The organism is Agrobacterium sp. 5Ca50, from assembly GCF_055381905.1.
In genome coordinates this window covers 798,379-825,286 of sequence record NZ_AP026440.1, presented here as the reverse complement: position 1 = coordinate 825,286, position 26,908 = coordinate 798,379, and the positions used below count along the sequence as shown (strand labels likewise).

The following is a 26,908-nucleotide window of genomic DNA, read 5'->3' as shown; positions in this document are numbered from 1 at the left end:
ACGAATAGTGGCGCGAGTTTGAGGGCAAAGCAAGCATGCCTCACGGCATACTTGCAGTTACCCACCTGCCGACCGCTTGGCAACGGCGGTGCCTGTTGGTGTCAGCCCAGCAAACCCGACGTTTTCCTGAGAAATGTCGACCAAACGGCGTAACCGGCAGCATTCATGTGAACGAGATCGGGAAGGTAGTAGCGAAACATCGGCAACCTGTTTTCGCCAATCAGGCCGACGCTTGGATCTATCCAGCTGGCATTGCCATCCGTTTCACACCACTGACGGGCCAGCTGGTTGAACAAGTCAAATTCATCGCGATAAATCCAGCGGGCCGGACTGTGTTTGATGGCAAAAACAAAAACCTTAGCCTCCGGCAAAGTCTTTGAAATAGCCTCTCGCAATGTCTTTAAATGGCCAAGAGTTGTCTGGGCTGTCAGGCCATCGCTGGCAATGTCATTTTCGCCAAAATACAGGGCAATCCGCCGTGGCTTCAGAGGCGTCAAAAGCTGGTCCATGTAGTGGATGCCGGAAAGATATGTACCACCGCCGAACCCCAGATTGACGACATCCAGTGAGCCGAGGTCTTCGGTGATCGAACTCCATATCCGAAACGAGGACGAACCGTAAAAGGCAATCGGATCATCGGGCAGCCCGACGCGCTCCAGCCGAGCCAGCGTTGTGATGATATCGTTTTCGTGACGGCCTGTGCCGATACTGGGCGGAAAGTCATACATTGGGTTTCTCCTGGACTATTGCAGGTCTACAAAAGTGAATGTTTGAGAACACTCAACGCCCCGCGAACAAGAACGTCATCTGCACCGAGGTCAATTTCCAGATCGAATTTTCTCGCTGCTGCCAGATAGAGGTCGTTCAATCCGTCATTGCCAACAATGGTTGCCTTGTCGCCCGGCGAATACCAGCCCGCATCGCAGGCCTGCCGGAATTCCTGACCAATGACCACGCCATGAACGTAGGATCGCAACTGATCGGGTGACAGCTTGCCAGCCAATCCGCCCGTTCGCGATGAAAACAGCAGTGAGAGCATCGCGCGCGAGTTTTTTGCCTCCTCAAGGCCCTGGTCAAAAGCGGCCGGATCGTCAATGGGCGGCTGGGTGGCACCTCGGGCAATGAAGGAGTGGTTGATCAACAACGCGAAGATTTCACCAGTCACAAAGGTTTGAAAACCGGCGATCTTGCCTGCCTTGACGCTTGCCCATTTGCTGTGAGTGCCAGGGATGATGATGGTTGCATCGGCGCCTAGCCCATGCCCAACGATCTGCGTCTCTTCCCCGCGCATCACATCGGGAAATGGACGGCGGGCCGGGTCGGTCAATCCTGGCAGGAAAACCAGGTCCGATCCATTTGGCAACTGTCGTCTTGTGCTGCCGACAGCAAGGTCTGCAGGTCCTGCAGGGCAGGGCACGTAAGGAATTTCCAGCCAGCCGTTGCGGCTGGTGATCATACCGAGCGCAGCCACTGGGATCGCACCATGGGTCTCGAACCAGGGCGCCAAAGCCCCCATCAATGCACCCTCATGTTCGCCCTTCTGAAGGGACGAGATGCCCTGTGCGGTTTCCAACTGGTCCAGTTGTTCACCATTGGCGTCCACCAGCGCAGCTCTCAGTGATGTGGTTCCCCAATCGACGATGATCGATGCGGTTTGTTCTGCCATGTCGTGAGCCTCCTCGCTCATTTTCATCTGAGGGCTTGTCATAAGAGTTTTGCGCATGTAGTGTCAATTAGTGAATTCAAAGTATCAATATGTGAGACTTCTTTGGGAGGTAAGGAAATGGCGACTGGTCTGAAGGGCATACTGCCCGTTCTGCCAACACCGTTTTTGAAGAGCGGCGAGGTTGATAAGGCAGGCATGTCACGGCTGGTGCGGTTTGCACTCGAACAGGGCGTGGACGGCGTGGTTTTTCCCGGCTTTGCCAGCGAGGTTGAGAACCTCAGCGCTGACGAACGTGCCGAGCTTCTGGCAGTGGTTGTTAAAGAGGCCGCAGGGCGGGTCCCTGTAGTGGCTGGTGCCAGTGCCGCTGATTGGCGCGAAGTGGTGGAGCACGGCCGGGTGGCCGCCAGCCACGGTATCCGCCATCTGATGGTGCAGCCGCCAAAATCGGTCGGCACCGATGCCCCGGCATTGATCGAATTTCTTGGCCATGTTCTGGACGCACTGCCAGAGATCGAAATCATCCTGCAGAATGCGCCTGCACCACGCGGTTCAGACCTGTCACCCCATGCTATTGTTGAGATTATTCGTGCCTTGCCGCGTGTCGCCTATGTCAAGGAAGAGACACTGCCGGCCGGCCCAGCCATCAGCCACATCATCGCGAATGCCCCAGAAAGCCTGAAAGGCGTGATCGGTGGCGGCGGTGCGCGTTACATCCTGGACGAATATGCTCGCGGCGCGACGGCTGCCATGCCAGCACTCGAGATTGCCGGCGAACATGTGGCGATCGACCGGGCACTGGTTGCTGGCAAACACAACGAGGCGCGGGCGATTTACGTTCGTACTTTGCCGCTGCTGGTTTTGCAGGCCGTCTATCGTATGCGGTTGACCAAACATGTGCTGGCCCGTCGCGGCATCATCGACGGTGTCGGCGTGCGTGCGCCGACCCCTGATCTCGATACGGCGGCGATTGCCGATATCGATGCCAATCTTGTTGAACTCGGTCTTCTCTCTGCGGAGGCCGCATGAACAGCCCGGTCGCATCTATCGAGGTTTTTACCCTGACGCAGCCGCGCAAAGTGCCCTATCTCGGCGCTTTGCGGGAAGGTGAGGTCGTCAATCCCAACGGTTACATCGTGCGCAAGGGAAACCGCACGGTTTATCCAACCTTCGACCGCAGCGCGCTTGTGCGCATGACCACACAAAATGGGGTGGTTGGCTGGGGCGAGACCTATGGCATCGTCGCACCAGGCGCTGTGGCCGCACTGATCAATGATCTGCTGGCCGGTTTTGTCATCGGCCGTGATGCGTCCGACCCATCGGCGATCTATGACGATCTCTACGACATGATGCGGGTGCGTGGTTACACGGGTGGCTTTTATGTCGATGCACTGGCGGCCCTCGATATTGCGCTGTGGGATATAGCCGGTCAGGAAGCGGGTAAATCCGTCCGTGACATGCTGGGCGGTGGCGTAGACGATTTTCCGGCCTATGTTTCAGGCCTGCCGGAAAAGACGCTGCAGGCACGCGGCGAGCTGGCAAAATACTGGCAAGATCGCGGCTTTGACGCCTTCAAATTTGCGACGCCGGTGGCCGATGATGGCCCCGCCGCAGAAATGGAAAACCTGCGCAAGGTTTTGGGGCCGCAGGCAAAAATCGCAGCCGACATGCATTGGAACCAGACGCCGGAACGGGCGCTGGAGCTAATCGCAGACATGGCGCCGTTTGATCCATGGTTCGCCGAAGCGCCCGTCTGGACCGAAGACATTGCCGGGCTGGAAAAAGTATCCAAAGGCACCGACATCCCGATCGCTGTCGGGGAGGAGTGGCGCACCCATTGGGACATGCGCGCCCGCATCGAGCGATGCCGCATCGCCATTGTACAGCCGGAAATGGGCCATAAGGGCATCACCAACTTTGTTCGCATCGGCGCCCTTGCGACCGAACATGGCATTGACGTGATCCCGCACGCAACAGTGGGCGCCGGTATCTTTCTGGCGGCAAGTCTGCAGGCGTCTTCAACATTGAAGACGCTTAAAGGCCACGAATTCCAGCATTCGATTTTCGAGCCGAACCGTCGCCTCCTTTCAGGTGACATGGATTGCCGCGAAGGTCGTTATTACCTGCCCTCCGGGCCAGGGCTCGGGGTAAAGCCGTCGGAGGCGGCGATCAGTATGCTTGAACGTATCTGAATTGGTTCTTTGGGAGGAAGCCATGAACAAGACAATGAAAAGACTGGCGCTCGGCGCCGCAACCACAGCTTTGGTGACCATTGGCAGCCTTGCGCCTGCCATGGCCGACACGGTGCTGAAATTCATTTCCTGGCAAACCGATGATGCTGGCACCGGTGAGTGGTGGCACTCGGCCATTGCAGAATTTGAAAAACAGCATCCCGGCGTGAAGATCGAATTCACCAAGGCCGAGCGCAGTTCCTACGCTGATACGATGACGACGCTGTTTGCGGCCAACCAGCCGCCACAGATCGTGCATCTCGCATCCTTCGAATTCCAGATGTTTGCCGATAGTGGCTGGCTGGAGCCACTCGATCCCTGGCTCGAAAAGGACGGCATCGACATGACCGGCTGGGCCGGTCAGAAAACTTGTGAATGGAACGGTGAAACCGTCTGCATCATGACCAACTACTTCGGTTTCGTGATGGCGTACAACAAGAAGATTCTCGATGAGGCCGGCATTGCGGTGCCAAAGACTTATGATGAATTCTTTGCCGCTGCCAAGGCAACCACCAAGGATCTCAATGGTGACGGTATCATCGACCAGTTCGGTACGGGTCATGAAACCAAGGGTGGCCCGGGCCAATATCTCACCGAGATGCTGAACTACATCATCGATGCCGGTGCCTATTGGACTGACAAGGACGGCAATATCACCATTGATACGCCTGAGATGGTCGAGGGTCTGACACGGTGGAAAACCGTGATGAAAAGCGGCATCAGCCCGGTCGATATGAGTGCTAGCGATGTGCGCAAGCTTTTTGCCGATGGAAAAATGGCCATGCGTCTGGATGGACCATGGCTTTACGGCACCACCGAAAAAGGTTCGGCCAAGAACGACATCGTTTATGCTGTACCACCGCTGACACCGCCGCTCGGTGGCTCATCCAACGTGTTGGCCATGCCATCAGACATTCCCGATGACCAGAAACAACTGGTCTGGGATTTCATCAAGCTGACGATGACACCTGAATTCCAGCGCACCTATGCGACGCTAGGCGGCAACACGCCGCCAAGCCCTAAGGCTGATGTGTCTGGCGTTGAAAAGACCATTCCGCATTTCCCGATTCTTTTGGAAACGATGAAGGCTGCATCGGAGAAGGGGATCGACCGTGTACCGATCGGGCTTGAGCTCTATTACAACGAGTTCAGCAAGATGGTGATGGAAGAGACGCAACGGATGATCATTCAGGACCTCGACCCTGCGGAAGTCGCAAAGACCATGCAGGCCAAGGCGGAAAGCATCAAAGGCTGACGCTTTTTTGGGACCATGGCCCGCTTGCCTTGCGGGCCATGCACATATCACACAGCATCCGGCAGGAGAAATATCCATGACCGACACCGTTCAGCCGGAGCGACGCAAGTTCTTTGACCTTGCGCGCCCCAGCCGGCAACATCTTCTCGGCTACATCTTAATCGCCCCGGCGGTTTTGATGGTCGCCGCCATCATCGTCTGGCCGCTTGTCCTGGCGATCGACCTGTCGTTCCAGCAAGTCAAGATACCAAGGTTGGGTGGTGCTAGCCGTCCGTTCTCGATCAGCAACTATGTGTGGCTATTTTCCTCGCCAGAATTCTGGCTGGCCTGCTGGGTTACGCTGAAACTGGTGATTGTGGTTACAGTCGGCAGTGTTGCCGTCGGTCTCAGCACAGCACTTCTCGTAAACAACCGTTTCAAAGGTCGCACCGCCGCCCGCCTCGGCATGGCACTGCCTTGGGCAGTACCGGAAATCATCGCTGTGGTGATCTTTGCCTGGATGTTTGATACCTCTTTCGGGCTGTTCGGCTGGCTGGCGATACAGCTTGGTTTTACCGACCAGATGATCCCGTGGATCAGCAGTTCGACGGCGGCTTTCTGGGCGGTGGCCATTACCATGGTCTGGAAAGGGTTCCCCTTCGTATCGATCATGTGCCTTGCCGGCCTTCAGTCGATCCCTGCGGATTATTATGCCGCCGCAAAGGTCGATGGTGCCGGTGTCTGGCAGCGTTTCCGCTGGATCACCATGCCGCTTTTGATGCCGGTGCTCGGTGTCACACTCGTGCTGACACTGCTCTGGGTTTTCCGTGATTTCTCGATCATCAAGGTCCTGACCGGTGGCGGGCCACTGCGCTCCACCCAGACACTATCGATCATGACCTACGATCAGGCTTTCCAGTACCACAACTTCGGCCGTGCCGCCGCTGTCGGCGTACTGACACTGGTCATCTGCATTATTGCCAGCCTTTTGATGTTGGGCCGGCGTTCGAAATCCATTTATTGAGGAGGCTTTGATGAGACGTACATTCGCACAGAGTCTCGCGCTTTACGCCACGGTCGCGTTCACGCTGATCATGATCCTGTTTCCGGTTTATTGGTTGCTGGTAACGGCGCTGTCGACGACCGATGAACTTTACCGCCTGCCGCCAACCTTCTGGCCTGACGATCCGCAATGGGACATCTTTGCCCGCGTCTGGGCCGCAAAACCCATTCTAATGTGGCTCTGGAACTCGATGCTTGCCGCCATCGGCTCGGTGGTGCTGTCGATGCTGGTTTCTGTCAGCGCCGGTTACGCATTGTCACGCTATTCCATGCGGGGTGGCGCGACCATGGGGATGTTCGTCCTCACCGCCAAGATGTTGCCGGCCACACTCTTGGTCATTCCGCTGTTTTCGATCTTCTCTAGCTTTGGCCTGATCGGCAGTCTTTGGACGCTTGTGCTGGCGCATTCGACGATGATCATTCCCTTCGCCACCTGGATGCTGAAGGGGTATTTCGACACCATTCCGAAGGAGCTTGAACAGGCTGCCATGGTTGATGGTTGTTCGCCCATTGGCGCCATGATCCGTGTGGTCCTGCCCATCGCGACGCCGGGCCTTGCCGCAACCGCGCTTTATGCCTTCGTGCTCAGCTGGGCGGATTATGCCTATGCGCGCACCTTCCTCGTCAACTCGCCTGACAATTGGACGGCCAATCTCGGCATCACCACGATGCAGGGTGAATATGTCACCTACTGGAACGACATTTCCGCCGCATCTGTGTTCATCGCGCTGCCAATCATCGCAATTTACCTCTTTCTTGAACGTTATTTGGTCGGCGGTCTTACCGCTGGCGCGGAGAAATAAGCATGGCCAATATTTCCATTCGCAATGTCAGCAAGTCCTATGGTGCGCTCAACGTCTTGCGGCCCTTCTCTCTGGAGATCGAAGACGGCGAGTTCGTGGTGCTGGTCGGACCATCCGGCTGCGGAAAATCAACGATGCTGAAAATCCTGGCGGGTCTCGAGCCTGCCTCCGAAGGCGAGATTTTCATCGGTGACCGCGAGGTAACGGATCTTGCGCCCGGCGATCGAGACATCGCCATGGTGTTTCAGAATTACGCGCTTTATCCGCATCTGACCGTACGCCAGAATATCGGTTTCGGCCTTAAGATGCGCGGCACTGATAAAACAGAAATCGATCGCCGTGTTGATGATGCAGCGCGTATCCTTGAAGTGACGCCCTATCTCGACCGCAAACCAAAGGAACTCTCCGGCGGCCAGCGCCAGCGCGTCGCACTTGGCCGTGCAATCGTGCGTCAGCCACAGGCGTTTTTGATGGACGAGCCTTTGTCCAACCTTGACGCCAAGCTACGTGTCCATATGCGCGCCGAAATCGGTGCCTTGCACAAACGCATCGGTGTGACCACCGTTTACGTTACCCACGATCAGGTCGAGGCCATGACCATGGCTGATCGTGTTGTGATCATGCAAGGCGGTATCATCCAGCAGATCGCCGCACCCGACGAACTGTTCAATAACCCCGCCAATCTTTTTGTGGCAGGCTTCATTGGTTCGCCGGGCATGAACTTTCTCAATGCGGAATTGCGCGATGGCACGGTGACGGTGTTTGGTCAGCAGGTGGCCTTGCCACGCGCCACCAGCCATCACGGCGCGGTCGTGATTGGCCTGAGACCGGAACACCTCGTGCTTGGTGATGCGCCGGTGACCTTCTCTGTCCGCCCAACATTGATTGAAAGCCTCGGATCGGAAAAATACGTCTACTTCAACGTTGAAGGCGCACGCATCGCAGACGGCGAAGAAGGAAAATCGAAGGGCTTGATTGCCCGCGTTTCCCATACCGGAAATCTGCCACGTGACGAAGACATCAGGCTCGGTTTTGATCCTGCCCAGCTTTATCTGTTCGATGCAAAGACCGGTGAACGGTTATGATTCTGGTCACCGGCTCCGCAGGGCGGGTTGGCCGCGCTGTCACTGCTGCATTGAGGGCAAAAGGTCGAGCCATCAGAGGTTTTGACGTCAAGCCTTCAGGGACGGATGGCGATGTCGTTGGTTCGCTTGAAGATGCTGCCAGTCTGACGCAGGCAGTTGAAGGCGTAACGGATATCCTGCATCTCGGCGCGTTCATGTCCTGGGCAGCCGCTGACCGCGACCGCATGTTTGCAGCCAATGTCGAGGGAACGCGGCGGCTGCTGGATGCGGCTGCGGCCGCAGGTGTGCGTCGTTTTGTCTTTGCGTCCTCAGGCGAAGTCTATCCTGAAAATCGGCCAGAGTTTCTACCGGTCACCGAGGAGCATCCACTCCGTCCAAACTCTCCTTACGGTCTCACCAAATTGCTTGGGGAAGAACTGGTGCAGTTCCACCAGCGCACTGGCACAATGGAAACCGTGATCCTGCGATTTTCGCACACGCAGGACGCCAGCGAATTGCTGGATGAAGACAGCTTCTTTTCCGGCCCGCGTTTTTTCCTGAGACCACGTATCCGCCAGCAAGAGAACTTTGGAAACCTTGCTATAGCCGATCTTCTGCGCTCCAGAGACATCGGCGAGCCCGCACATGTTCTGGCACGCAATGAAAACGGCCGTGCGTTCCGCATGCACATAACCGAAACCCGCGACATGGTGGCGGGTATTCTCCTGGCGCTCGATCATCCCGACGCGGCAGGTCAGATCTTTAATCTCGGATCAGACGAACCGGAAGATTTTGCCGAACTCATCACCGAAATGGCAACTTTAACCGGCCTTCCAATCGTACCAGTCGATTTTCCCGGCGCAGGCGTTTATTACCACACGTCAAACGCGCGTATCAGGAACAGGCTGGGGTTTAGGGCGGAATGGACGATGAAGCGAATGCTGGACGAGGCCATCGCCGCAAGGCGGCAGCGTCTCACCGGGGAGAACGAGCCTTGGGGGAAGAGGCCATGAAGCCTGAAACGCCGGGAGGGACAGCCGCGCTCGCCAAAGGGTTGACCTTGCTCGACATGGTCGCCGATGCCCCAGAACCGTTGCGTTTTGCAGAATTGCTGCGCGCCTCTGGCCTGCCGAAGCCAACCTTTGCACGCATTCTGCGCACGCTCATCGCCTACGGGCTGGTGCGCCAGGACGAGGCGCGCGGCACGTACGTGCTGGGCCAGCGTTTTCTCGAAATGTCGCATAAGGTGTGGGAGAGTTTCGATCTCGTCTCGGCCGCAACACCTGAACTGGAACGGCTAGCGGCCGAGCTTGGCGAGACGGTGGCCCTGTGTCGTCTGGACGGTGTGATGGCGCAATATCTGGTCGAACGTTCACCCAATGGTCTGTCCGTACGCGTTGAAGTGGGCCGCCGCGTGCCGCTACATTGCACCGCGCCTGGCAAGGCGCTTCTCGCCTTTCAGGACCCTGCAGTCGGCCGGTCACTCATCGAGCGTCTGACGTTGGACGCGCAAACGCCACAAACCATTACCACACTCGATGCGCTGCAGGCTGACCTGACACTGACGCGGGCTCGCGGTTATTCTATTTCCTATGAAGAGCATTTGCGCAGCGTAAATTCGGTGGCTGCTCCTGTGATGGGGCGCGACAATACGCCGATCGGCGTACTGGTGGCGCTTGGCCCATCCTCACGTCTCGATGCATCCAACATCCATCCAGCTGGCCGTGAACTGATTGCAGCAGCCCGGCGCATTACCGGTGCCGCGGGTGCCGTCGCCATCAGTTCACGTCCGCGTCCTCGCACAGCTGTCGGGCGCCACATGGCGGACCTCAGTTGCGTTCTGCCTTGGGGCGCACAACTTGGTGAAAGCCCGGTCTGGCACGAAGACGAAAGGGCCCTCTACTGGGTGGATATTCTGCACCCAGCGGTCCATCGCTTTGACCCGGCAACCGGCCGCAACGACACTGCGGAAACCGGCAAGTTGGTCAGTGCTGTCATTCCAGTTTCGCAAGGCCGTCTGCTGGTTGCCTCGCAAGATGGCATTGAATGGCTGGATTTTGCCTCCGGTCGCTTGACACCTTTCGTCAGCCCGGAAGCGGGCATTGCCGATAACCGCCTGAACGATGCCAAATGTGGACCCGACGGTGCTGTCTGGGTTGGCTCAATGCGGATCGACGCCTCCAAACCAACAGGCGCGCTGTACCGCATCAATGCCTCTGGTGCTTCCGAACGCAAGGAGGGCGGCATTATCGTATCCAATGGCCTTGGCTGGAGCCCGGATGCTCGCACCTTCTATTTTGTCGATACCGTGCCGGGGCTCATCCACGCATATCATTGCGATCCAGTGACCGGCACTCTGTCGGGACGACGCGAATTTGCGCGCATTCCGGTCGCCGACGGTCGACCGGACGGGCTCGCGGTCGATGCTGAAGGCGGTGTCTGGTGCGCAATCTGGGATGGCTGGTGCGTGCATCGCTATCTACCCAATGGCAAGCTAGACCAGGTAATCGATCTGCCGGTGCCAAGACCAACCAGTATCGCCTTTGGCGGTCCAGACCTCTCGACACTTTTCATCACCAGCGCCCGCACACGTTTGCCAGCTTCGGCGCTGGCAGATGCACCACTGTCAGGTGGCCTGTTCTCCTGCCGCCCCGGCGTTGCCGGTGCGCGCATACCGCTATTCGAAGGTTCAGTGTCCGAAGGATAAATGATGCGTCTTGAAACAGTTTTTGGCCTGAAGGGCCGCACAGCACTGGTGACGGGCTCCAGTCGCGGCATCGGTGCCGCCATTGCCGAAGGTTTGGCGGGGGCTGGCGCGCACATCATTCTGCACGGCACAAAAGCCGGAGGCGCAGCAGTTGTTCAGCAACGCATTACCGATGCAGGCGGCACAGCGCAGGAACTGGCAAGCGATCTCTCAAGCCCCAATGCTGGCCGAGACCTGATTAAACGGGCTGAAGCCATCGCACCGATCGATATTCTCATCATCAATGCCAGCGCCCAGATCAACGCGACCCTGTCTGATCTGAAACCCGCTGATCTTGCGTTCCAACTGGCGGTGAATCTCGGTTCGACGGTGGATATGCTGCAGACCGCGCTGCCGCTGATGGCCGCCCGCAAATGGGGCCGGGTGGTTTCGATCGGATCGATCAACCAGCTTCGCCCGAAAGGGGTCGTTACCGCCTATGCTGCCACCAAGGCGGCACAGCACAATCTTATCCAGAGCCAGGCACGGGATTTTGCCCGCGACAATGTCCTGCTCAATACGCTGGCACCTGGCCTGATCGATACCGACCGCAACGCACATAGGAAAGATGAGGATCCCGAGGGCTGGGCAGATTATGTCCGCACCCTCAACTGGATGGGCAGAGCAGGGCAACCGGAGGAGATGGTCGGAGCGGCGATTTTCCTGTCATCTCAGGCGTGCAGCTTCATGACCGGCGAAAGCATTTTCCTGACCGGTGGTTACTGAGCCGGACCTGTTCGCCACCTGCTGGTTAACCTGCGTAACCAATCGCTACTGTCTCCTTTGCTCGGCAGGCCTCCATCGAGGCGTGTTCAAGCGGACTGCGCCTGTTCCAAAAGCCATCTTTTAGAAAACTGAATTTCCAGCAGCTTTCCAGACATTGCCAACCTAAAGCAAGCTTCTGTCAAACCGGAAGCGGCAGCTTACCGGGGATATTGTGCGGGCATCATTAATTTATCCAGATTTGTTGTCGACAAAATGAATACACTAGATTATATCCAGGGTAATCGAATGTATAAAGTCCATTGATCCCGTGAGTGAAATGGCTCAACAGAAAGGAAGCCGCATGTCCGCCGCAGTATTTTCGGGCACTATGCCTGCATTGATGACCCCTTGCAAAGAAGACCGCACGCCGGACTTCGACGCACTGGTCAAAAAGGGCAAAGAGTTGATCGCGCTCGGCATGTCAGCGGTGGTTTATTGCGGTTCGATGGGTGACTGGCCACTCCTGACCGACGAACAGCGCATGGAAGGTGTCGAGCGTCTGGTCAAGGCAGGTGTGCCTGTGATCGTTGGAACCGGCGCCGTCAACACCGCTTCTGCCGTTGCCCACGCAGCCCATGCCCAGAAGGCAGGCGCGCAGGGTCTGATGGTTATTCCGCGCGTCCTGTCGCGTGGCTCGGTCGTGAGTGCCCAGAAGAGCCACTTCAAGGCCATCCTCGCTGCAGCACCTGATCTTCCGGCGGTGATCTACAACAGCCCCTACTACGGCTTTGCGACCCGTGCCGACCTGTTCTTTGATCTTCGTTCGGAGCACAAGAACCTTGTCGGCTTCAAGGAATTCGGTGGCCCGGCTGACATGCGTTATGCCGCAGAGAACATCACCAGCCGCGATGATGAAGTCACGCTGATGATTGGTGTCGACACCGCCGTCGTCCATGGCTTCGTCAATTGCGGAGCAACCGGTGCAATCACCGGCATCGGCAACGTCCTGCCGAAGGAAGTCCTGCACCTGTGCAAGCTCTCCATGGCTGCGGCAACAGGTGATGCGGACGCTCGTCAGCGTGCATTGGAACTGGAAAACGCTCTTGCCGTGCTGTCATCCTTCGACGAAGGTCCGGATCTCGTTCTCTACTTCAAGCACATGATGGTGGTGAAGGGCGACAAGGAATACACGCTGAACTTCAATGAGAGCGATTTCCTCTCTGACAGCCAGCGTGGTTACGTCGAAGCACAGCTGAAGCTGTTTGACAATTGGTATGCTCAGTGGAGCAAACTGCCAGGTGCCGTGCAGACCTACAAGGCGTAACCAGAAATAACAGCGGGGTCCGAGCACAAACTCGGACCCCGCTGTAAATTTCGTATTTTCACACTGCTCACTGGTGATTTTCACTGAGAGCCGGCTCTGGCAGCGTAAACGGCGCCGCACAGCTCCCAAAATGCATAATCAAGCGTGCCGGCGAAAAAGCGTCTCCGCGCAGATGGGGCGACCTGTCATCAAATCGATCCCCATTCACGCGCGGCAACGAGCCGTGATTTAATCAAGCAGGTACGACGTTTTCCGCTTTCGACTTGCCAGTCTTGCGGTCCTGACCGATTTCGTAGCTGACCTTCTGGCCGTCACGAAGTGGGCTCGAGCTCTGAACTGCAGAGATGTGAACGAATACGTCAACGCCGCCATTGTCTGGCGTGATAAAGCCGAAGCCTTTGTCCTGATTGAAAAACTTTACTGTCCCAGTGGCCATGTATATCCCCGTAAATAATGGCGGCCCTTATGCCGCCGACGCGGGAGATTAGGCATCTGCGCCGTCAACCGCAACCGATATTTGATAGTAAATACTGTAAATACAACGTTGCGAGGCCACTTTAATTGCCTAGACAGCCATTTTTGGGACTTCACCGGCCAAACGTGGCCAAACAAAGGCCTGACAAAACTGCCTTTGGCAGGCAGTTTTGCATCTGGCCCTGTCGACTAGATCAATTGAGGACTGGAAGAGACAGAGGTGCGAGTTCGCCAAGCGAACGGCCGCGCGGGTCGTTCTTGGCAATACGGCTGACCGCAAACTTCGAGGCCTCCTTCATCACCTGGACCGCAGCATCATAATCGAGCCCAAGCAACTTGCCGCCACGCGCAATACATTGTCCATCGACATAGACGACCTCTACCGCGCGCTCTGCCGCGCATTGCAGCAGGTTGCGCAGTGGATCGTAGACCGGCTGCATTGCGGGATGGTTGAGATCAACAAGCGAGAAGTCCGGCTTTGCGCCAACCGCAATGCGACCAATATCCGTACGGCCAAGTGCCTTCGCACCACCAAGTGTTGCCATGTCGAGGATGTCACCGGTTTTGATGTCGAACACGCTCTTGCCGGCAATGCGCGCGCAGATTAGCGCGCGGCGCATCTCTTCCAGCATGTTGTAAGGATAACTGTCCGTGCCAATACCGACATTAATACCGGCGCGGCGATAACGCCCGATCGATTCCAGGACCATGCCGCTGCGCGAAAACGTCACCGGGCTGTGGGCAACGCTGGTACCGCGTTTGGCGAGCAGCTCCATATCGGTCTGCGTGCGTTCGCGTGTCCAGGAATGACTGTCGAGGAAAATGCAGTGACCGAGGATCAACCTTTCATCGAGAATACCAAGGTCTTCGAGATATTTGACCGCCGTCTTGCCAGTTCGGCGCAGCAATTCCTCATGTTCTGCCATGGTTTGGGCGGCGTGGATGGTGATGGGCACGCCACGGCTTTTGGCGGCCGCCGTCGCTTCAATCAGCAATTCCGGCGAGCAGGTCTCAACCTGCGACGGGGCGATGACGCCACCAATGCGGCTGGAAGGGTGGGCCTCGGCGGCGTCAACACAGGCAAGTGCCTGTTGGTAGGCCTCGCGACCACGTGCCTTATCCCAGCGATATTCCAGTCGGTGACTGTTCTCGACGTGCCAGCTCGCTTCACGAAATCCCGGCGCGGCATAGGTACGGGCACCGCTTTTAACCAGCGTCGGCAGCCACGCGTCATGAGGCCCGGCAATATCGAGAAGTGTGGTAACACCACTGCGAATAAGGTCGCCAAGCATGATCGTCAGTGACGCTTCACGCGCCTCCCGGCTGATTTCGATCAGGCCCGAATATTCATACATCGCCTGACCCCAGAGGGCGGCTGTGCCCATGTCATCGAATATGCCCTTTGACAGCGGCTCCTCATCGGAATGACAGTGGATGTTGATGAGACCAGGCAACAGCATACTGCCCTGGCCGTGTTCTTCCACCGCAAATGGACCGGTATAGTGCCCACCAATGTGCAGGATAGACGTGTCATCGAAGGCAATATCGCCATTGTTGAGATAGGCATGGCTGCCGGTTTTTTCGTCATAGGCGACGATCGTTTCGACATTACGGATGACGGTGATCTGCTTAGTCATGGCTTGTCCTGAAATAACGTTCGAGGAAACGGCTATAGGCACCCATCAGTGCACTGAAGAGGAAATAGACGGCAGCGGCGAACACGTACCCTTCCAGTACGGCAATGCCCTGCCAGACCGGATCGCGCATCGCCGAGCGCACAGTATCGAGGAAGTCGAGCAGCCCAACGATGGTCACGAGCGTCGTGTCCTGAAAGAAGCCGATGAACAGCGACACCAGGGGCGGAATGACTTTCTTCATTGCCTGCGGCAGCACGATCTTGAACATGATCGGCCAGTAGCCCATGCCAAGTGCCTTGCCAGCCTCGATCTGGCCCTTCGGCACATCCTGCAGACCGCCGCGCACGATCTCGGCAATATAGGCGGCAGCGAAAATGATGATGGCGATCTGGGCACGCAGCAGCTTGTCCACCGTCACCCCATCCGGCATGAACAGAGGCAACATCACGGTTGCCATGAACAGAATACTGATCAACGGCACACCACGGATGATCTCGATGAAGCTGGTTGCCAGAACACGGATAACCGGCAGGTCAGAGGCGCGCGACAGAGCAAGCAGAATGCCAAGCGGCAGGGCACAGGCAAGCCCAACAAAAGACAGCATGAAGGACAGCGGCAAACCACCCCATTGCGTTGTCGGAACGGCAGGCAAGCCAAACATTCCGCCAGCCATCAGAATGTAGAGGCCGGGCAGGATGAGGAAAATCCACGACAGCAGCAGCTTGCGGCTCCACATCTGCGGTACCATCGAAACCGTGATGGAGCCGATGAACACGATGAGGGAGAGAAGCGGCCGCCACTGCTCTTCATAGGGGTAAAAGCCAAAGGCCATGTAGCGCAGCTTGGTGCTGAGAAATGGCCAACAGGCACCGCTTGCCGTCTTGCAGTCTTCCGGTGTGCCGGCAAAAGTGGCGTTGAGAAACAGCCACTGTATCGCAAACCAGCCCAGCGCGAGAGCGACGGTACTGCTCAGAATGGTGATCAGCGCATTGCCAGGTGTACCAAACCAGTCTTGCCACCAGCGTTGCGGAGGCCGGGGAGGGGACTGGATGCTGGCTGCACCAAGGACGAGTTGAGCTTCCGTCACGATCAACGCTCCTTCAGGGTAACATGAGAGTTGTACCAGTTCATGAACAGCGAAATGATGATCGACAGGGTGAGATAAGCCCCCATGAAGATCGCAATCGTTTCCATGGCCTGCCCGGTCTGGTTCATCACTGTGTTTGAGACCATGACAAGATCGGGATATCCAATGGCAATCGCCAGCGAACTGTTTTTGAAGACGGTGAGGTAGGTGTTGGTCAGCGGCGGGATCATCAGCCGCGACGCTTGTGGCAGGATCACTAGCCGCATGGTGCGGCGGCGTGGCAGACCAAGCGCCATCGCAGCTTCCCACTGCCCCTTGTTGACGGCCTGAATACCCGCACGAACAATTTCCGCCACGTTGGCCGATACGCTCAGCGACAGTCCAAACAGCAGCGCAACAAATTCAGGTTTCACCTGCATGCCGCCGGTAAGACGGAAGCGGCCTTTTTCTGGCAGGTCAAAGGTCATGTCCATGCCGTGCAGCAGCAGGACGAGCGCAACCGGCAGGAAACCGAACATAACGGCAATCAAGGCGCCGTGGTTGGACACGCCGGTCGCCAACCGTCGGCGCAATGCAAAACGCCTGATGACAACTGCACCTATGATGCCAACAACAATGGCCGCAAAAACAAAGGCAAAACCGCTTTCAAAGGTGACGGAGGGAATGACAAGGCCGCTATTGGAAAGATAGACATGTGGTGCCAGTGCCAGGGCTTCTCGCACCGGTGGCAGCACATTGATGATCACCGCGTACCAGAACAGCAAATAGAGCAGCAGCGGCACGTTTCGAAGTGCCTCGACATAGCCCAGCATCAGCCGCTGCAACATCGGATTGCGCGACATGCGACCAATCCCGACCAGAAGTCCGATGATAGTGCCGAAAATGGCGGCCAGCAGCGACACCTTGACGGTGTTGGCAAGACCAACCAGCAGCGCATGGGCCACTGTGTCGCTCGGCCCATAAGGAATTGCCGCTTCACTGATGACAAAACCAGCCTGTCGCGACAGGTAGCTGAACCCGGTCGCAATATCGTGTTTGGCAAGGTTTTGGCTTGCAGTCGTAAACATCGACCAGGCAATCAATGCGATGACACCGATTGCCAGCCATTGGAAAAAAAGCGCGCGAAAGCGCACATTGCTCAGCAGAGCCATCGGAACCCTCCGTCGAGACGGCCGCAAGGGGTATTCGCGCCCGCAGGAACGGGCGCGACGATCTCGTCTTAGCGGATTGGCGGAGCGTAAAGCAGGCCGCCCTGGTTCCATTGGGTGTTCGGGCCACGGGTCATGCCAAGTCGGGTCTTTTCACCAAGCGCTCGGTCAAAAACTTCACCATAATTGCCGACCGACTTGATGATGTTGTAGCCCCACTTGTTGTCGAGCTTCAGCATCTCGCCGAGATTGTCGGTTACACCAAGCATCCGCTGGATTTCCTGGTCGTCGCTTTTGACCTTTTCCTCGACATTGGCCTGGGTGATGCCCTTTTCTTCGGCCGCCATCAGCATCCAGACCGACCAGGATACGATATCGCGCCAGTTGGAATCGTTCTGGCGAACGCCAACGGCCAATGGCTCCTTGGATATGGTTTCCGGAAGAACGACATAGTCGTCGGGATTGTTGGCAACGGCGCGGATCGAGGCAAGGTCGGAACGGTCAGACGAGATTGCATCGCAACGACCGCTGAAAAACGCCGCACGGTTTTCGTCGGGGCTTTCAAACACAACAAGTTCAAATTTGGCGCCAAGCTTGCCGAAGAAGTCGCTGAGGTTCTGTGCCGTCGTAGTGCCGGGCAGGGTGCAGATGGCTGCATCCTTCAGTTCCTCGGCGCTGGTGACGCCAAGCGATTTCTGCACCATCAGGCCCTGACCGTCATAAAACACGACAGGCCCGAAATCTATACCGAGAGAGGCATCGCGGGTAAATGTATGGGTTGTCTGACGCGACAGCACATCGATTTCGCCGGATTGAAGTGCCTGGAAACGGGTATTGATGTTGGTCGGGACATATTCGACTTTTTCACCATCCCCAAAAACGGCGGCGGCAATGGCGCGGCAGATATCCGCATCAAAACCTTCCATGCGACCCTTGTCATCAGGTGCAGCAAAACCGGGTGTGGAGAGAGAGACGCCGCAAACCAGCTTCCCGCGCTGCTTTACCGTGTCGAGTGTATCGGCGTTGGCAACGCCTGCTGTGACGACTGTCAGAATTCCGAGGGCTGCACCGATGCAGTTCCCAACTGTCCATCTATTCATTTCAGTTCCCCTTTTGATTGGATGCACTTCCCTAGAATTTTGTTATTTTTGATGGAGATAATGCGTACAGCATTGTCTACAATATCTTCCCATGATTGACAACACCCGTCTCTATCGCTGCGCTGAATTTTCCGAAGCAGGCAGGCGCAGCTGATCGCCACCACGAACGACAGACGCATTCGTGCGTGATGCCGAGCCAGCGGGATTTCACAGCCGATACCACAGCAAATATCAGGCGAGGGCGGCGCGCAGATCGTGGGAGAGATCGCGGATTTCGCTCAGGTCGAGTTCGGATTCGACATGCTCGAGATGATGCGCCATCAGACGAATTGCCTTTTCGGCATCGTTGGCGGCAACCGCCTCAACGATCTCGGCATGTTCATCCGGCCCACAATTGAAGCGGTTGGTATTGCGGTAGACGGCTGTTATCAGCGATGAGCGGGCAATCAGGTCCCGCATTGTCGTGAACAGGAAGTCCGAACCCAGAGTTTCCGCCAAAAGCAGGTGAAAACCACCAGAAAGCTTGATGATTTCACTCGTAATATCTTCCGTATTAGCGACACGTTCTTTGGCGACATGATCACGCAATCGCTTCAGATCCGCCTTGGAAATCGACTTGCACAGACGTTCGATCACGCAGCGCTCAACCGTTCGGCGCACGAAAAATACGTCCCGCGCTTCTTCTACCGATGGCTTGGAAACAAAGGCGCCGCGGTTGGGAATGATGGTGACAAGGCCATCGCGCTCCAGTGCGGTGAGAGCCTGGCGAACCTTGGCGCGACTGACATTAAAGATCGTCGCCAGTTGCTCTTCCTTGAGCTGCACGCCGGGACGAAGCCGGCGCTCAGCGATGGACAACCAGACTTTTTCGACAATGTGTTGTGTGGACGGTCCGGCCTGCGCGGTCATCAAATCTGTTCCCTATTGCCGTTATAAAAACGCGACGACACGAGAAAAGTCAATGATATTGTCATGATTTTCATTGCAATATTGTCGACAATATGAGACATCATTGTAAATTATGAAATTGAGATCTCACCATGGAATTCGACTTCACCGAACTTGAGCCACAAAGCCGCTACCGACTGCTGACGAACTTCATCGGCCCGCGACCGATAGCGCTGGTGACGACCCGTTCGGCAGCAGGCCATAACAACGCGGCGCCCATGAGTTTCTTCAACGTGTTCTCGCACGATCCGCCACTTGTTGTGCTTGGCATCCAGCCGCAATCGTCGGGCGAAGAAAAAGACACGATGGTCAATATTCGCCGCACTGGCGAGTTCGCCATCAACATGGTCGACATGACCTTGTCGCAGCAAATGCTGGTCTGCGGGCTAGGCTTTGATAATGAAGTCGATGAACTCTCCATGGCCGGACTGACTGCTAAATCCTGCGCCAAGATCGATGCAAGTTACGCTGCGCAATCGCCCTGCGTCTTTGAGTGCCGGGTCGAGCGTCTGATCGATTATCCCCGCCGCACCCTGGTGATTGGCGAAGTCGTCCACATGCATGTTCACCGAGAGTGCCTTGATGCTGAGGGTCGTTATGTCGATCCCGAGCGATACCAGCCGATCGCGCGTTTGCATGCCGACAATTACATCACTTCGGATCGCCAGTTTGAACTGAGCGCACCACCGATCGCAGATTTCATCAAGCCACAGGACAAATAGGCCCTGAAAGGTTCGCGACGATGCATATTCGCCTGATCAACCCAAACTCCACGGCTTCTATGACCAACCAGGCGCTGGAAAGCGCGTTGCGTGTAAAACAATCGGGCACCGAGGTTTCTGCCGTTAATCCGGCAAACACACCCGTCAGCATCGAAGGTGGCGCGGATGAGGCAATGGCTGTGCCCGGCATGCTGGAGGAAATTCGCAAGGGCGAACGTCTGGGCATCGAGGCCTATGTCATCGCCTGCTTCGACGATCCCGGCCTGCACGCGGCGAGAGAAGTTGCGCGCGGCCCCGTCATCGGCATCTGCCAGGCGGCGATACAGGTGGCGATGACCATCAGTCGCCGCTTTTCGATCATCACCACATTGCCCCGGTCCATCCCGATCATCGAAGATCTGGTGGGTGATTACGGCGCAGATCGTCACTGCCGTAAAGTCAGGGCGATCAATTTGCCGGTACTCGGGCTGGAGGACGATCCAGCCATGGCAGAGCAGTTGCTGATCCGTGAGATTGAAACGGCCAAACAGCAAGACCGCGCCGAGGCCATCATCCTCGGTTGCGCTGGCATGTCGGCGCTCTGCCACCGTCTACGCGAGGCGACCGGTGTTCCGGTGATTGATGGCGTGACGGCAGCAATCAAGATGGCCGAAGCCCTCGTCGGCGCTGGTTACGTCACATCAAAGGTCAATGCCTACGACTATCCGCGCGTCAAGGGGTGACGGGCAGATCTGCGGCTGGCACCGGACCGTCTTACGACTGAATTCATCCGGTCGACATACTTCCCATCATTTGCTCGCGAGAGACTTGTGGCAGCGGATCATTATCTTCCAGCCGAGAAAGCGACCGCCTGTCGGGCTTGGCACCAGATCATCACGGATACAGACAATAAAAGGCAACAAATTAGGTTGCCACTTCCCCCCTGCTTTTCGAACGAACATCCGTACTCTACTCGGCATCAAGCCTGCCGTTTCAACTCGCCACCACAACGGCTAAAGTCTTGCGCACGCATCTGATTAGGCCAAGGGATCTTGAAAATTGAAGCGACTTTTTTTGGCAACAACTCTTGTTCTGCTCCCACAAATCGCGTTCAGCCTTGAGCAAAATCAGCGTGTTAAGCCCATACCAAGTAGGGCAGTTCCAGACTATCAACTGGGCGGCAGTTATGAGCCTCCCCTTGGCGTTACTGTTGTGGCGCGCGATAGCACGGCGATGCCAGCCGAAGGCCTTTACAATATTTGTTACGTGAATGGTTTTCAGACCCAGCCGGACAGCCAGTGGCCAAATGAGCTTTTGGTTATTGGCAAAAACGGCAAAGCATTTGCCGATCCCGGCTGGCCAGATGAGTATCTTCTGAACATCTCGTCTGCAGCGATCAGAGAACAGATTGCAAAACGGCTCGCCACCAGCATAGCGCACTGCGCGAAGGCCGGCTTTGACGCCGTCGAATTCGATAATCTCGATTCCTTTAGCCGCTCAAAAGGGGCGTTGACGCAGGAAGATGCGGTGGCATTCGCGCGCCTGCTTGTCGAGATCGCACACAGCAATGGATTGGCCGCGGGTCAGAAGAACACACCGCAGCTTTCCCACGACGAGCGCCGCACAATCGGATTTGATTTCGCCGTTGCAGAAGAATGCCATCGTTTTGATGAGTGTTCCGAATACACACGCTTCTACGGAGATCAGGTCATCAACATTGAATATACCGATGACCTGCGCCGAAAATTCTCCGCTGTCTGCCGTGACAAGAACACGCCCAAAGCAACGATCCTGCGTGATCGTATGCTGAAAGCGCCGGGACAAAAAGGCTATCACTACGCCCATTGCCCGGCAGCATCTCGCTGACACCTCCGCTTGTCGCGGCAACTTCTGGCATCAACCGAACCACAAAGCGTTACGCAAAAAACCGGTTGGTGGGACGTGGCAACCCGAGATGGTCTCGCAACGTTGTTCCTTCGTAATCTCGGCGGAACAGGCCTCGCCGTTGCAGTTCCGGAACCAGCCGAAGTACCACATCGTCCAGCCCTTGCGGAAGATAAGGTAACACGACTGTAAAGCCGTCACTGGCGTCCTCGGCCAACCATTTTTCCATCTCATCAGCGATGGTTTGTGGCGTGCCCACAAAAGCGAGGCCAGCATAACCACCATATCGCTGTGCCAACTCACGCACCGTCAGCGCGTCCTCTCTTGCAAGCCTTATCGCTTGCTCGCGACCGGTCTTGCTTGCATTCGTATCGGGTATGTCAGGCAGCGGGCCATCCGGATCAAAACCGGACGCATCATGGCCAAGAGCAATCGACAGTGACGCGATAGCGCTGTCATAGTGCACCAGACTGTCAAGCTTGGCGCGCTTGGCCTTGGCTTGTTCCACCGTGTCTGCAATCACGATGAGAGCAGCGGGCAGTATTTTCAGTTGCTCCGGACGGCGGCCGAAAGCTGGCATCCTGCCTTTGATATCGGCATAAAGGAGCTTTGCAGCGGCCAGATCGCGCGGCGAGCAAAACACCACCTCTGCGGTTTCAGCAGCCAGTTGACGACCGGGCTCTGATTGCCCGGCCTGCACGATGACGGGCCAGCCCTGGACAGGCCGGGCTATATTCAAAGGCCCCTTGACCTGCAGGGCAGGGCCTTTGTGATCAAGCACGTGCATTTTATCGGGATCAAAGAAGATGCCGCTTTCCTGATCGCGAATAAATGCATCATCGGCAAAGCTGTCCCACAGGCCCGTGACGACAGCGAAAAACTCACGCGCTCTCGCATATCTATCTCCATGATCAACATGGGTATCCAGACCAAAGTTGAGCGCGGAGTCAGGGTTTGCCGTTGTAACAATATTCCATGCAGCGCGTCCGTCGCTGATATGATCGAGCGAGGCAAACCGGCGAGCAACGTGATACGGCTCGTCAAAAGTCGTCGACGCCGTTGCGGCAAGGCCAATCTTTTCAGTCACGGCAGCCAGCGCCGAAAGCAAAGTGAACGGCTCAAAGGATGTAACAGTGTGGCTGCGTCTCAGCGCCTCCACTGGCATGTTCAGAACCGCCAGATGATCCGCCATAAAAAACGCGTCAAATTTCGCAGCTTCGAGCTTTTGAATGAATGACTTCAAATGGGAAAAGTTGAAGTTCGCATCGGCATAGGAACCCGGATATCGCCACGCGCCGGTATGCAGACTGACGGGACGCATGAACGCTGTGAGATGCATCGACTTTGCCATGGCGCGGCTCTCCTTGGAGCATGTTGGGAATATATTGGCGATAAAAATAGGGCCAACCTCCCGAATATTTATTCCCTAATTTTAACCTAGATAAGATAAATAACTCTATATCCAACCACATCATTGAAAATTTAGATTTTTCTTCCGAAAATTCGAACTTTCGACATTACATCATGATCTGAATAGTATATATATTTTATAGACAATAGCCGGGTGAGGATAAATCATGGTTCACGTTTCATTTGATCGTAAATATGACGCAACCCGCAATATGACCGACATCACGCAAAACCGTTGTTGCCGTTTTCCATTACGAATGCACGCACCTGTGAAATCGCAGAGGTGGATTAGTTCGAGGTCAAAAAACGCGCTGAAAAGAGACGGATATGCAGAGACACGTTATTGAACACGCCGGACTGCCGGTCGGAATAGCAATCCCTGAAGACAACAAGTTGCGGTTCATTGCCGTGAAGTTCCATGTGATTGATCTCGACAATCGCAGATATGCGAACTTGCACGATCTGACGGCAGACATCCGCAGCCATCTGGCAACACCCAGCGCTTTTGCGGCGTGATCCTTGGCGGACCATGATTTTTCAAAGACGAGCGGATGTGCGGCTTAACTTACGGATGCGCGCAGAGAATATTTGTCCTTGCTTCGACGATATGCGCAGACATATGGTTTCCCGCAGCCAGACTGTTGCGGTCCTTGAGGCCATTAAGGTTTGATTTTTTGCCGATGTCGTTTTTCATCCGCTCCGCGATTAGGGACACTTCGCCATCCGTCGCCAGAGATTTCCCGCTTGGTCGTCGTTATCAAGCCAATCTGCAATCTCCCAGGCATCAATCAGACCCGGGGAGTGTGACATTCCAACTTTGCAGAAACAGGACACTTTAACTTTGCGGTGGAGAAGCTAACCCAAGTGCATCATGCCCGTTTTGCAGGATAGGGGATCACCTATCTTCGTGCAAATGCGCCATAAACACCTCGGCCGGCGTCCTGTATCCAAGGCATTTGCGCGGTTGATCGTTGATATGACGCGTGAGGTCGAGAAGGTCGCGCTGTGACACGACTGCCAGGTCTGTGCTGCCTGGCAGGAAGCGTCGAATTCGCTTGTTGGTATTTTCGACGGTCCCTTTTTGCCAAGGCGCGCTTGGGTCGCAAAACCAGCTGCACGCACCGATCCCTTCCTCCAAAGCCCTGAATCCGGCAAACTCGGTACCGCGATCAAAGGTGAAGCTTTGACGCGCGAAGGCCGGCAATGGAGAAAACGCTCTGATGATCTTATCCATGATTGGGCCTGAGTGACGGCTTGGGTTCTTGATGAGAACGGTATAGCGGCTCTTGCGCTCCACCAGGGAGGTGACATTGGCGTGGCCGAGTGGACGTTCGAAGATGAGGAGGTCGCCCTCCCAGTGCCCAAACCGCGATCTATCTCCAATAAAATCAGGCCGTTGGGATATGCGGTGAGTGGCTGGAAACGCGCCGTCGCGCGGTTTCCTCGAGCGCAGCGGACGACTTTTGCGGCGCGCTTCGGGGAGGTATTGATAGAGGCCTAGCCCATAATCTTCCTTGCTGTAGATGAAGCGATAGATCGTCTCCTTGCAGACACGAACAGCACTGAACCCCTCCGACAACAGGCGTCCGGCGATCTGTTCCGGAGACCAGCGAGCCTCTAACTGGTTGATGATCTCCGTGCGCAAATTCGGATGGCGCCGCAGCTTTCTCAGTCGCCGCCGCCGCTCCTTGGAGATATCGTGAGCAACTGTGCTGTAATAGCCGTCGTAGTCCGGCAGTTCGCGATCACGAAACGTATTGCGCTTGATCTCGCGGTAAATCGTCGAGCGATGACGGCCAAGCTGACGGGCCATCTCGTTGATCGGAACTTTTGCCGCCACCAGATGATGCAAGCGTCGGCGATCGGTGAGGGTGATCTGCGTGTAGCATCGAGCCATGCCAAAATCTCCAAAGTGAAGCCATTGAAATTACTGGCATGTCGCACTTGGAAATAGAATGTACCCGGCTACACACATTGTGGCAGAGGAGTTGAAATGTCCGCCGCTGTGCAAAGTAGAAATGTCCAATTGAGGCGTCTCAGCCGTTCAGACATGCCACACTGACACCGCAGATCAGCCCCCGACCGAACCAGCTCTCCGATTGCAAGGAGAGGGCGGGGGCGGGTGATGAAACACCCTTTCGGCTGAGCTCTAGAACTCTTCACTCCGCCGCTTGCTGCTGCGACAACGCTTTCCGTCGCCGTGCAATGACGGCCGGATCGTTCGTGAAGTCTTTCCGACGACCGGGTCCACGAGCGCGTTTGATGTAGCCATTTTTATCGCTGCTGCTCTTGACCTCAGGCGCGGGGCGCTCGTCCTGGCGTTCTTTGATATAGGCCAGAATATCTCCAAGCCGCTTGTTCTCGGTGATCGCCGCATGCGTCACGCGTTGATCCTTGTCGAACACCGTGTAGGGCAGGGAATACCCTTTCCAGCGCACGTCCAGTCGACCATCCGTATAGGCATAGGTCTCAACATATTTGCCAACAAGGCCGCGCGTGACGTCAGTCTCCTCAAGCATGATGCGTTTGCGTTCATAGGAGAATGTCAGCTGTGATCCAACATAACGCTGTTCACGCTTGCAAAGGATATCGGATAAGCGATCCGGTGCGAGATTAACCGGTCGGTGCAGGTCATCAGATCGGGCAGGGACGACCGCAAATCGTGCGTTATAATCGTCCATGAAGTCAGGCAAAAATGCATTACCGGCGTCCATCGTGTCGATGCCAGCCAATCGCAACTCCTTGACCAGCCGATCCTGCAATGTCCGGTTCATCCGTTCCACACGGCCTTTCGCCTGGCTGGAATTTGCACAGAGAATCTCGATATTTAACTCACACAGCGCCCGCCCGAACTGGGTCATTCCCTGGCCACCTTTGGCGTCCTTCTTTGCCACCCGGAACACCGAATGCTTGTCGGAATAGAAAGCAATCGGCGCACCGTGACGCTTGAGATAAAGCGCCAGCGCCTCGAAGTAGGTGAAGGCGCTCTCGGAACGCACAAAACGCAGCTGCATCAACCTGCCGGTCGCGTCGTCGACGAACACCAGCAACGAACACGCTGGCCCGCGATCCTCAAACCAACGGTGCTCAGAACCATCAATCTGCACCAGCTCGCCATAGGCCTCACGTCGAAGTCGCGGCTGGTGAAACCTCCGCCGCTGCTTGCGCGACAACCAAAGTCCAGCATCGACCATCCAGTGGCGAACCGTCTCACGCGAAACCTGCAGGCCATCACGCTCGGCAAGCTTCTCGGTCGCCAGGGTCGGTCCGAAATCCGCATAACTCTCCCGAACGAGCGCCACAGCGTAGTCGCGAATACCATCATTGATCCGGTTGTTCGACGGTCGACCAATGGCCTTGTGCCGGATCGACGCCGCACCACCAGTTCGGATCCGATCAAGCAGCCGGCGAACCTGACGCTCACTCAGGGCAAGTACATGTGCCGCTGATACCATCGTCATTCGACCGGCGATGACTTTCGACAAAACCTCGATCCGCCGCAAATCGCGCTCGCTCATCGTAATCAGTCCCATCTGCAATCTCCCAGGTGTCAATCAGACCCGGGGAGTGTGACATTCCAACTTTGCAGAAACAGGACACTTTAACTTTGCGGCTACACACATAAATCGCATAAGGTTTGTTATGGAACTTATGTATTCCATGTCCTTATGTTTAGTTGGTATCAGC

At 56.2% G+C, this 26,908-nt stretch carries 25 protein-coding genes; 14 read left to right on the top strand and 11 right to left on the bottom strand.

The genetic code is table 11. The features are described 5' to 3' along the window. Positions 1-101: 101 nt before the first annotated feature. Both ACZ5FM_RS25960 and ACZ5FM_RS25955 read right to left on the bottom strand, forming a co-directional pair. On the bottom strand, positions 102-728 hold the full coding sequence (locus ACZ5FM_RS25960; RefSeq protein ID WP_312949363.1) for a GDSL-type esterase/lipase family protein: 627 nt from the start codon (positions 726-728) through the stop codon (positions 102-104). 26 nt (positions 729-754) lie between these two features. Then, entirely contained in the window at positions 755-1,666 is a 912-nt protein-coding gene (locus ACZ5FM_RS25955; RefSeq protein ID WP_464041209.1) for a 2-dehydro-3-deoxygalactonokinase, read from the bottom strand. Positions 1,667-1,783: 117 nt separating this feature from the next. On the opposite strand from ACZ5FM_RS25955, the gene ACZ5FM_RS25950 reads away from it, so the two are divergent. The 10 genes from ACZ5FM_RS25950 (at position 1,784) to ACZ5FM_RS25905 (ending at position 12,832) form a co-directional block, all read left to right on the top strand. Continuing rightward, the gene (locus tag ACZ5FM_RS25950) at positions 1,784-2,692 is read left to right on the top strand and encodes a dihydrodipicolinate synthase family protein (protein ID WP_464041208.1); all 909 of its coding nucleotides are present in this window, start codon (positions 1,784-1,786) and stop codon (positions 2,690-2,692) included. Further along, a complete protein-coding gene (locus tag ACZ5FM_RS25945) occupies positions 2,689-3,855 on the top strand; it encodes a mandelate racemase/muconate lactonizing enzyme family protein (protein ID WP_312949372.1) in 1,167 nt (388 codons plus the stop codon). The genes ACZ5FM_RS25950 and ACZ5FM_RS25945 overlap by 4 nt, the downstream gene beginning before the upstream one ends. A gap of 22 nt (positions 3,856-3,877) precedes the next feature. Beyond that, positions 3,878-5,149 (top strand): ABC transporter substrate-binding protein, encoded by a 1,272-nt coding sequence (locus tag ACZ5FM_RS25940; protein WP_275642663.1) that lies wholly within the window; start codon positions 3,878-3,880, stop codon positions 5,147-5,149. A 76-nt stretch (positions 5,150-5,225) separates the two neighbouring features. Then, entirely contained in the window at positions 5,226-6,152 is a 927-nt protein-coding gene (locus tag ACZ5FM_RS25935) for a carbohydrate ABC transporter permease (RefSeq protein WP_275642662.1), read from the top strand. A 10-nt stretch (positions 6,153-6,162) separates the two neighbouring features. Further along, the gene (locus ACZ5FM_RS25930; protein ID WP_464041207.1) at positions 6,163-6,993 is read left to right on the top strand and encodes a carbohydrate ABC transporter permease; all 831 of its coding nucleotides are present in this window, start codon (positions 6,163-6,165) and stop codon (positions 6,991-6,993) included. A 2-nt stretch (positions 6,994-6,995) separates the two neighbouring features. Then, a complete protein-coding gene (locus ACZ5FM_RS25925; protein WP_464041206.1) occupies positions 6,996-8,078 on the top strand; it encodes an ABC transporter ATP-binding protein in 1,083 nt (360 codons plus the stop codon). Beyond that, on the top strand, positions 8,075-9,070 hold the full coding sequence (locus tag ACZ5FM_RS25920) for an NAD-dependent epimerase/dehydratase family protein (RefSeq protein ID WP_464041205.1): 996 nt from the start codon (positions 8,075-8,077) through the stop codon (positions 9,068-9,070). Before ACZ5FM_RS25925 ends, ACZ5FM_RS25920 begins: the two co-directional genes overlap by 4 nt. Beyond that, entirely contained in the window at positions 9,067-10,764 is a 1,698-nt protein-coding gene (locus ACZ5FM_RS25915) for an SMP-30/gluconolactonase/LRE family protein (RefSeq protein ID WP_275642658.1), read from the top strand. The genes ACZ5FM_RS25920 and ACZ5FM_RS25915 overlap by 4 nt, the downstream gene beginning before the upstream one ends. Positions 10,765-10,767: 3 nt before the next feature. Continuing rightward, positions 10,768-11,529, top strand: a complete 762-nt coding sequence (locus ACZ5FM_RS25910) for an SDR family NAD(P)-dependent oxidoreductase (RefSeq protein ID WP_312949450.1) — start codon at positions 10,768-10,770, stop codon at positions 11,527-11,529. Positions 11,530-11,869: 340 nt separating this feature from the next. Next, the gene (locus tag ACZ5FM_RS25905; RefSeq protein WP_464041204.1) at positions 11,870-12,832 is read left to right on the top strand and encodes a dihydrodipicolinate synthase family protein; all 963 of its coding nucleotides are present in this window, start codon (positions 11,870-11,872) and stop codon (positions 12,830-12,832) included. A gap of 232 nt (positions 12,833-13,064) precedes the next feature. Here the strand turns inward: ACZ5FM_RS25905 and ACZ5FM_RS25900 are convergent, their stop codons facing one another. From ACZ5FM_RS25900 to ACZ5FM_RS25875, 6 genes are all read right to left on the bottom strand, one after another. Next, the gene (locus tag ACZ5FM_RS25900) at positions 13,065-13,268 is read right to left on the bottom strand and encodes a cold-shock protein (protein ID WP_192490822.1); all 204 of its coding nucleotides are present in this window, start codon (positions 13,266-13,268) and stop codon (positions 13,065-13,067) included. Between the two features lie 232 nt (positions 13,269-13,500). Continuing rightward, on the bottom strand, positions 13,501-14,943 hold the full coding sequence (locus tag ACZ5FM_RS25895; RefSeq protein ID WP_312949385.1) for an amidohydrolase family protein: 1,443 nt from the start codon (positions 14,941-14,943) through the stop codon (positions 13,501-13,503). Beyond that, the gene (locus ACZ5FM_RS25890; RefSeq protein WP_312949388.1) at positions 14,936-16,030 is read right to left on the bottom strand and encodes an amino acid ABC transporter permease; all 1,095 of its coding nucleotides are present in this window, start codon (positions 16,028-16,030) and stop codon (positions 14,936-14,938) included. The genes ACZ5FM_RS25895 and ACZ5FM_RS25890 overlap by 8 nt, the downstream gene beginning before the upstream one ends. Positions 16,031-16,032: 2 nt before the next feature. Continuing rightward, on the bottom strand, positions 16,033-17,181 hold the full coding sequence (locus ACZ5FM_RS25885; protein WP_312949391.1) for an amino acid ABC transporter permease: 1,149 nt from the start codon (positions 17,179-17,181) through the stop codon (positions 16,033-16,035). Positions 17,182-17,249: 68 nt separating this feature from the next. Continuing rightward, the gene (locus tag ACZ5FM_RS25880; RefSeq protein ID WP_312949394.1) at positions 17,250-18,278 is read right to left on the bottom strand and encodes an amino acid ABC transporter substrate-binding protein; all 1,029 of its coding nucleotides are present in this window, start codon (positions 18,276-18,278) and stop codon (positions 17,250-17,252) included. 231 nt (positions 18,279-18,509) lie between these two features. Then, the gene (locus tag ACZ5FM_RS25875; RefSeq protein WP_275642652.1) at positions 18,510-19,187 is read right to left on the bottom strand and encodes a GntR family transcriptional regulator; all 678 of its coding nucleotides are present in this window, start codon (positions 19,185-19,187) and stop codon (positions 18,510-18,512) included. A 131-nt stretch (positions 19,188-19,318) separates the two neighbouring features. On the opposite strand from ACZ5FM_RS25875, the gene ACZ5FM_RS25870 reads away from it, so the two are divergent. From ACZ5FM_RS25870 to ACZ5FM_RS25860, 3 genes are all read left to right on the top strand, one after another. After that, positions 19,319-19,948, top strand: coding sequence for a flavin reductase family protein (locus ACZ5FM_RS25870; RefSeq protein ID WP_312949398.1), 630 nt, complete (start codon positions 19,319-19,321; stop codon positions 19,946-19,948). Between the two features lie 20 nt (positions 19,949-19,968). Then, positions 19,969-20,670, top strand: a complete 702-nt coding sequence (locus ACZ5FM_RS25865) for an aspartate/glutamate racemase family protein (protein ID WP_312949401.1) — start codon at positions 19,969-19,971, stop codon at positions 20,668-20,670. Between the two features lie 316 nt (positions 20,671-20,986). Beyond that, positions 20,987-21,793: an endo alpha-1,4 polygalactosaminidase gene (locus ACZ5FM_RS25860; protein ID WP_312949404.1), complete on the top strand. Its 807-nt coding sequence runs from the start codon at positions 20,987-20,989 to the stop codon at positions 21,791-21,793. Positions 21,794-21,842: 49 nt separating this feature from the next. Here the strand turns inward: ACZ5FM_RS25860 and ACZ5FM_RS25855 are convergent, their stop codons facing one another. Next, a complete protein-coding gene (locus ACZ5FM_RS25855) occupies positions 21,843-23,162 on the bottom strand; it encodes an LLM class flavin-dependent oxidoreductase (protein WP_312949407.1) in 1,320 nt (439 codons plus the stop codon). A 386-nt stretch (positions 23,163-23,548) separates the two neighbouring features. Between ACZ5FM_RS25855 and ACZ5FM_RS25850 the strand changes: the two genes are divergently transcribed. Continuing rightward, positions 23,549-23,737 (top strand): hypothetical protein, encoded by a 189-nt coding sequence (locus ACZ5FM_RS25850; RefSeq protein WP_275642647.1) that lies wholly within the window; start codon positions 23,549-23,551, stop codon positions 23,735-23,737. Between the two features lie 379 nt (positions 23,738-24,116). Here the strand turns inward: ACZ5FM_RS25850 and ACZ5FM_RS25845 are convergent, their stop codons facing one another. Both ACZ5FM_RS25845 and ACZ5FM_RS25840 read right to left on the bottom strand, forming a co-directional pair. Next, a complete protein-coding gene (locus ACZ5FM_RS25845; RefSeq protein ID WP_464041203.1) occupies positions 24,117-25,118 on the bottom strand; it encodes an IS30 family transposase in 1,002 nt (333 codons plus the stop codon). A 262-nt stretch (positions 25,119-25,380) separates the two neighbouring features. Further along, positions 25,381-26,754, bottom strand: coding sequence for an ISNCY family transposase (locus tag ACZ5FM_RS25840; protein ID WP_312951373.1), 1,374 nt, complete (start codon positions 26,752-26,754; stop codon positions 25,381-25,383). Positions 26,755-26,908: the final 154 nt, after the last annotated feature.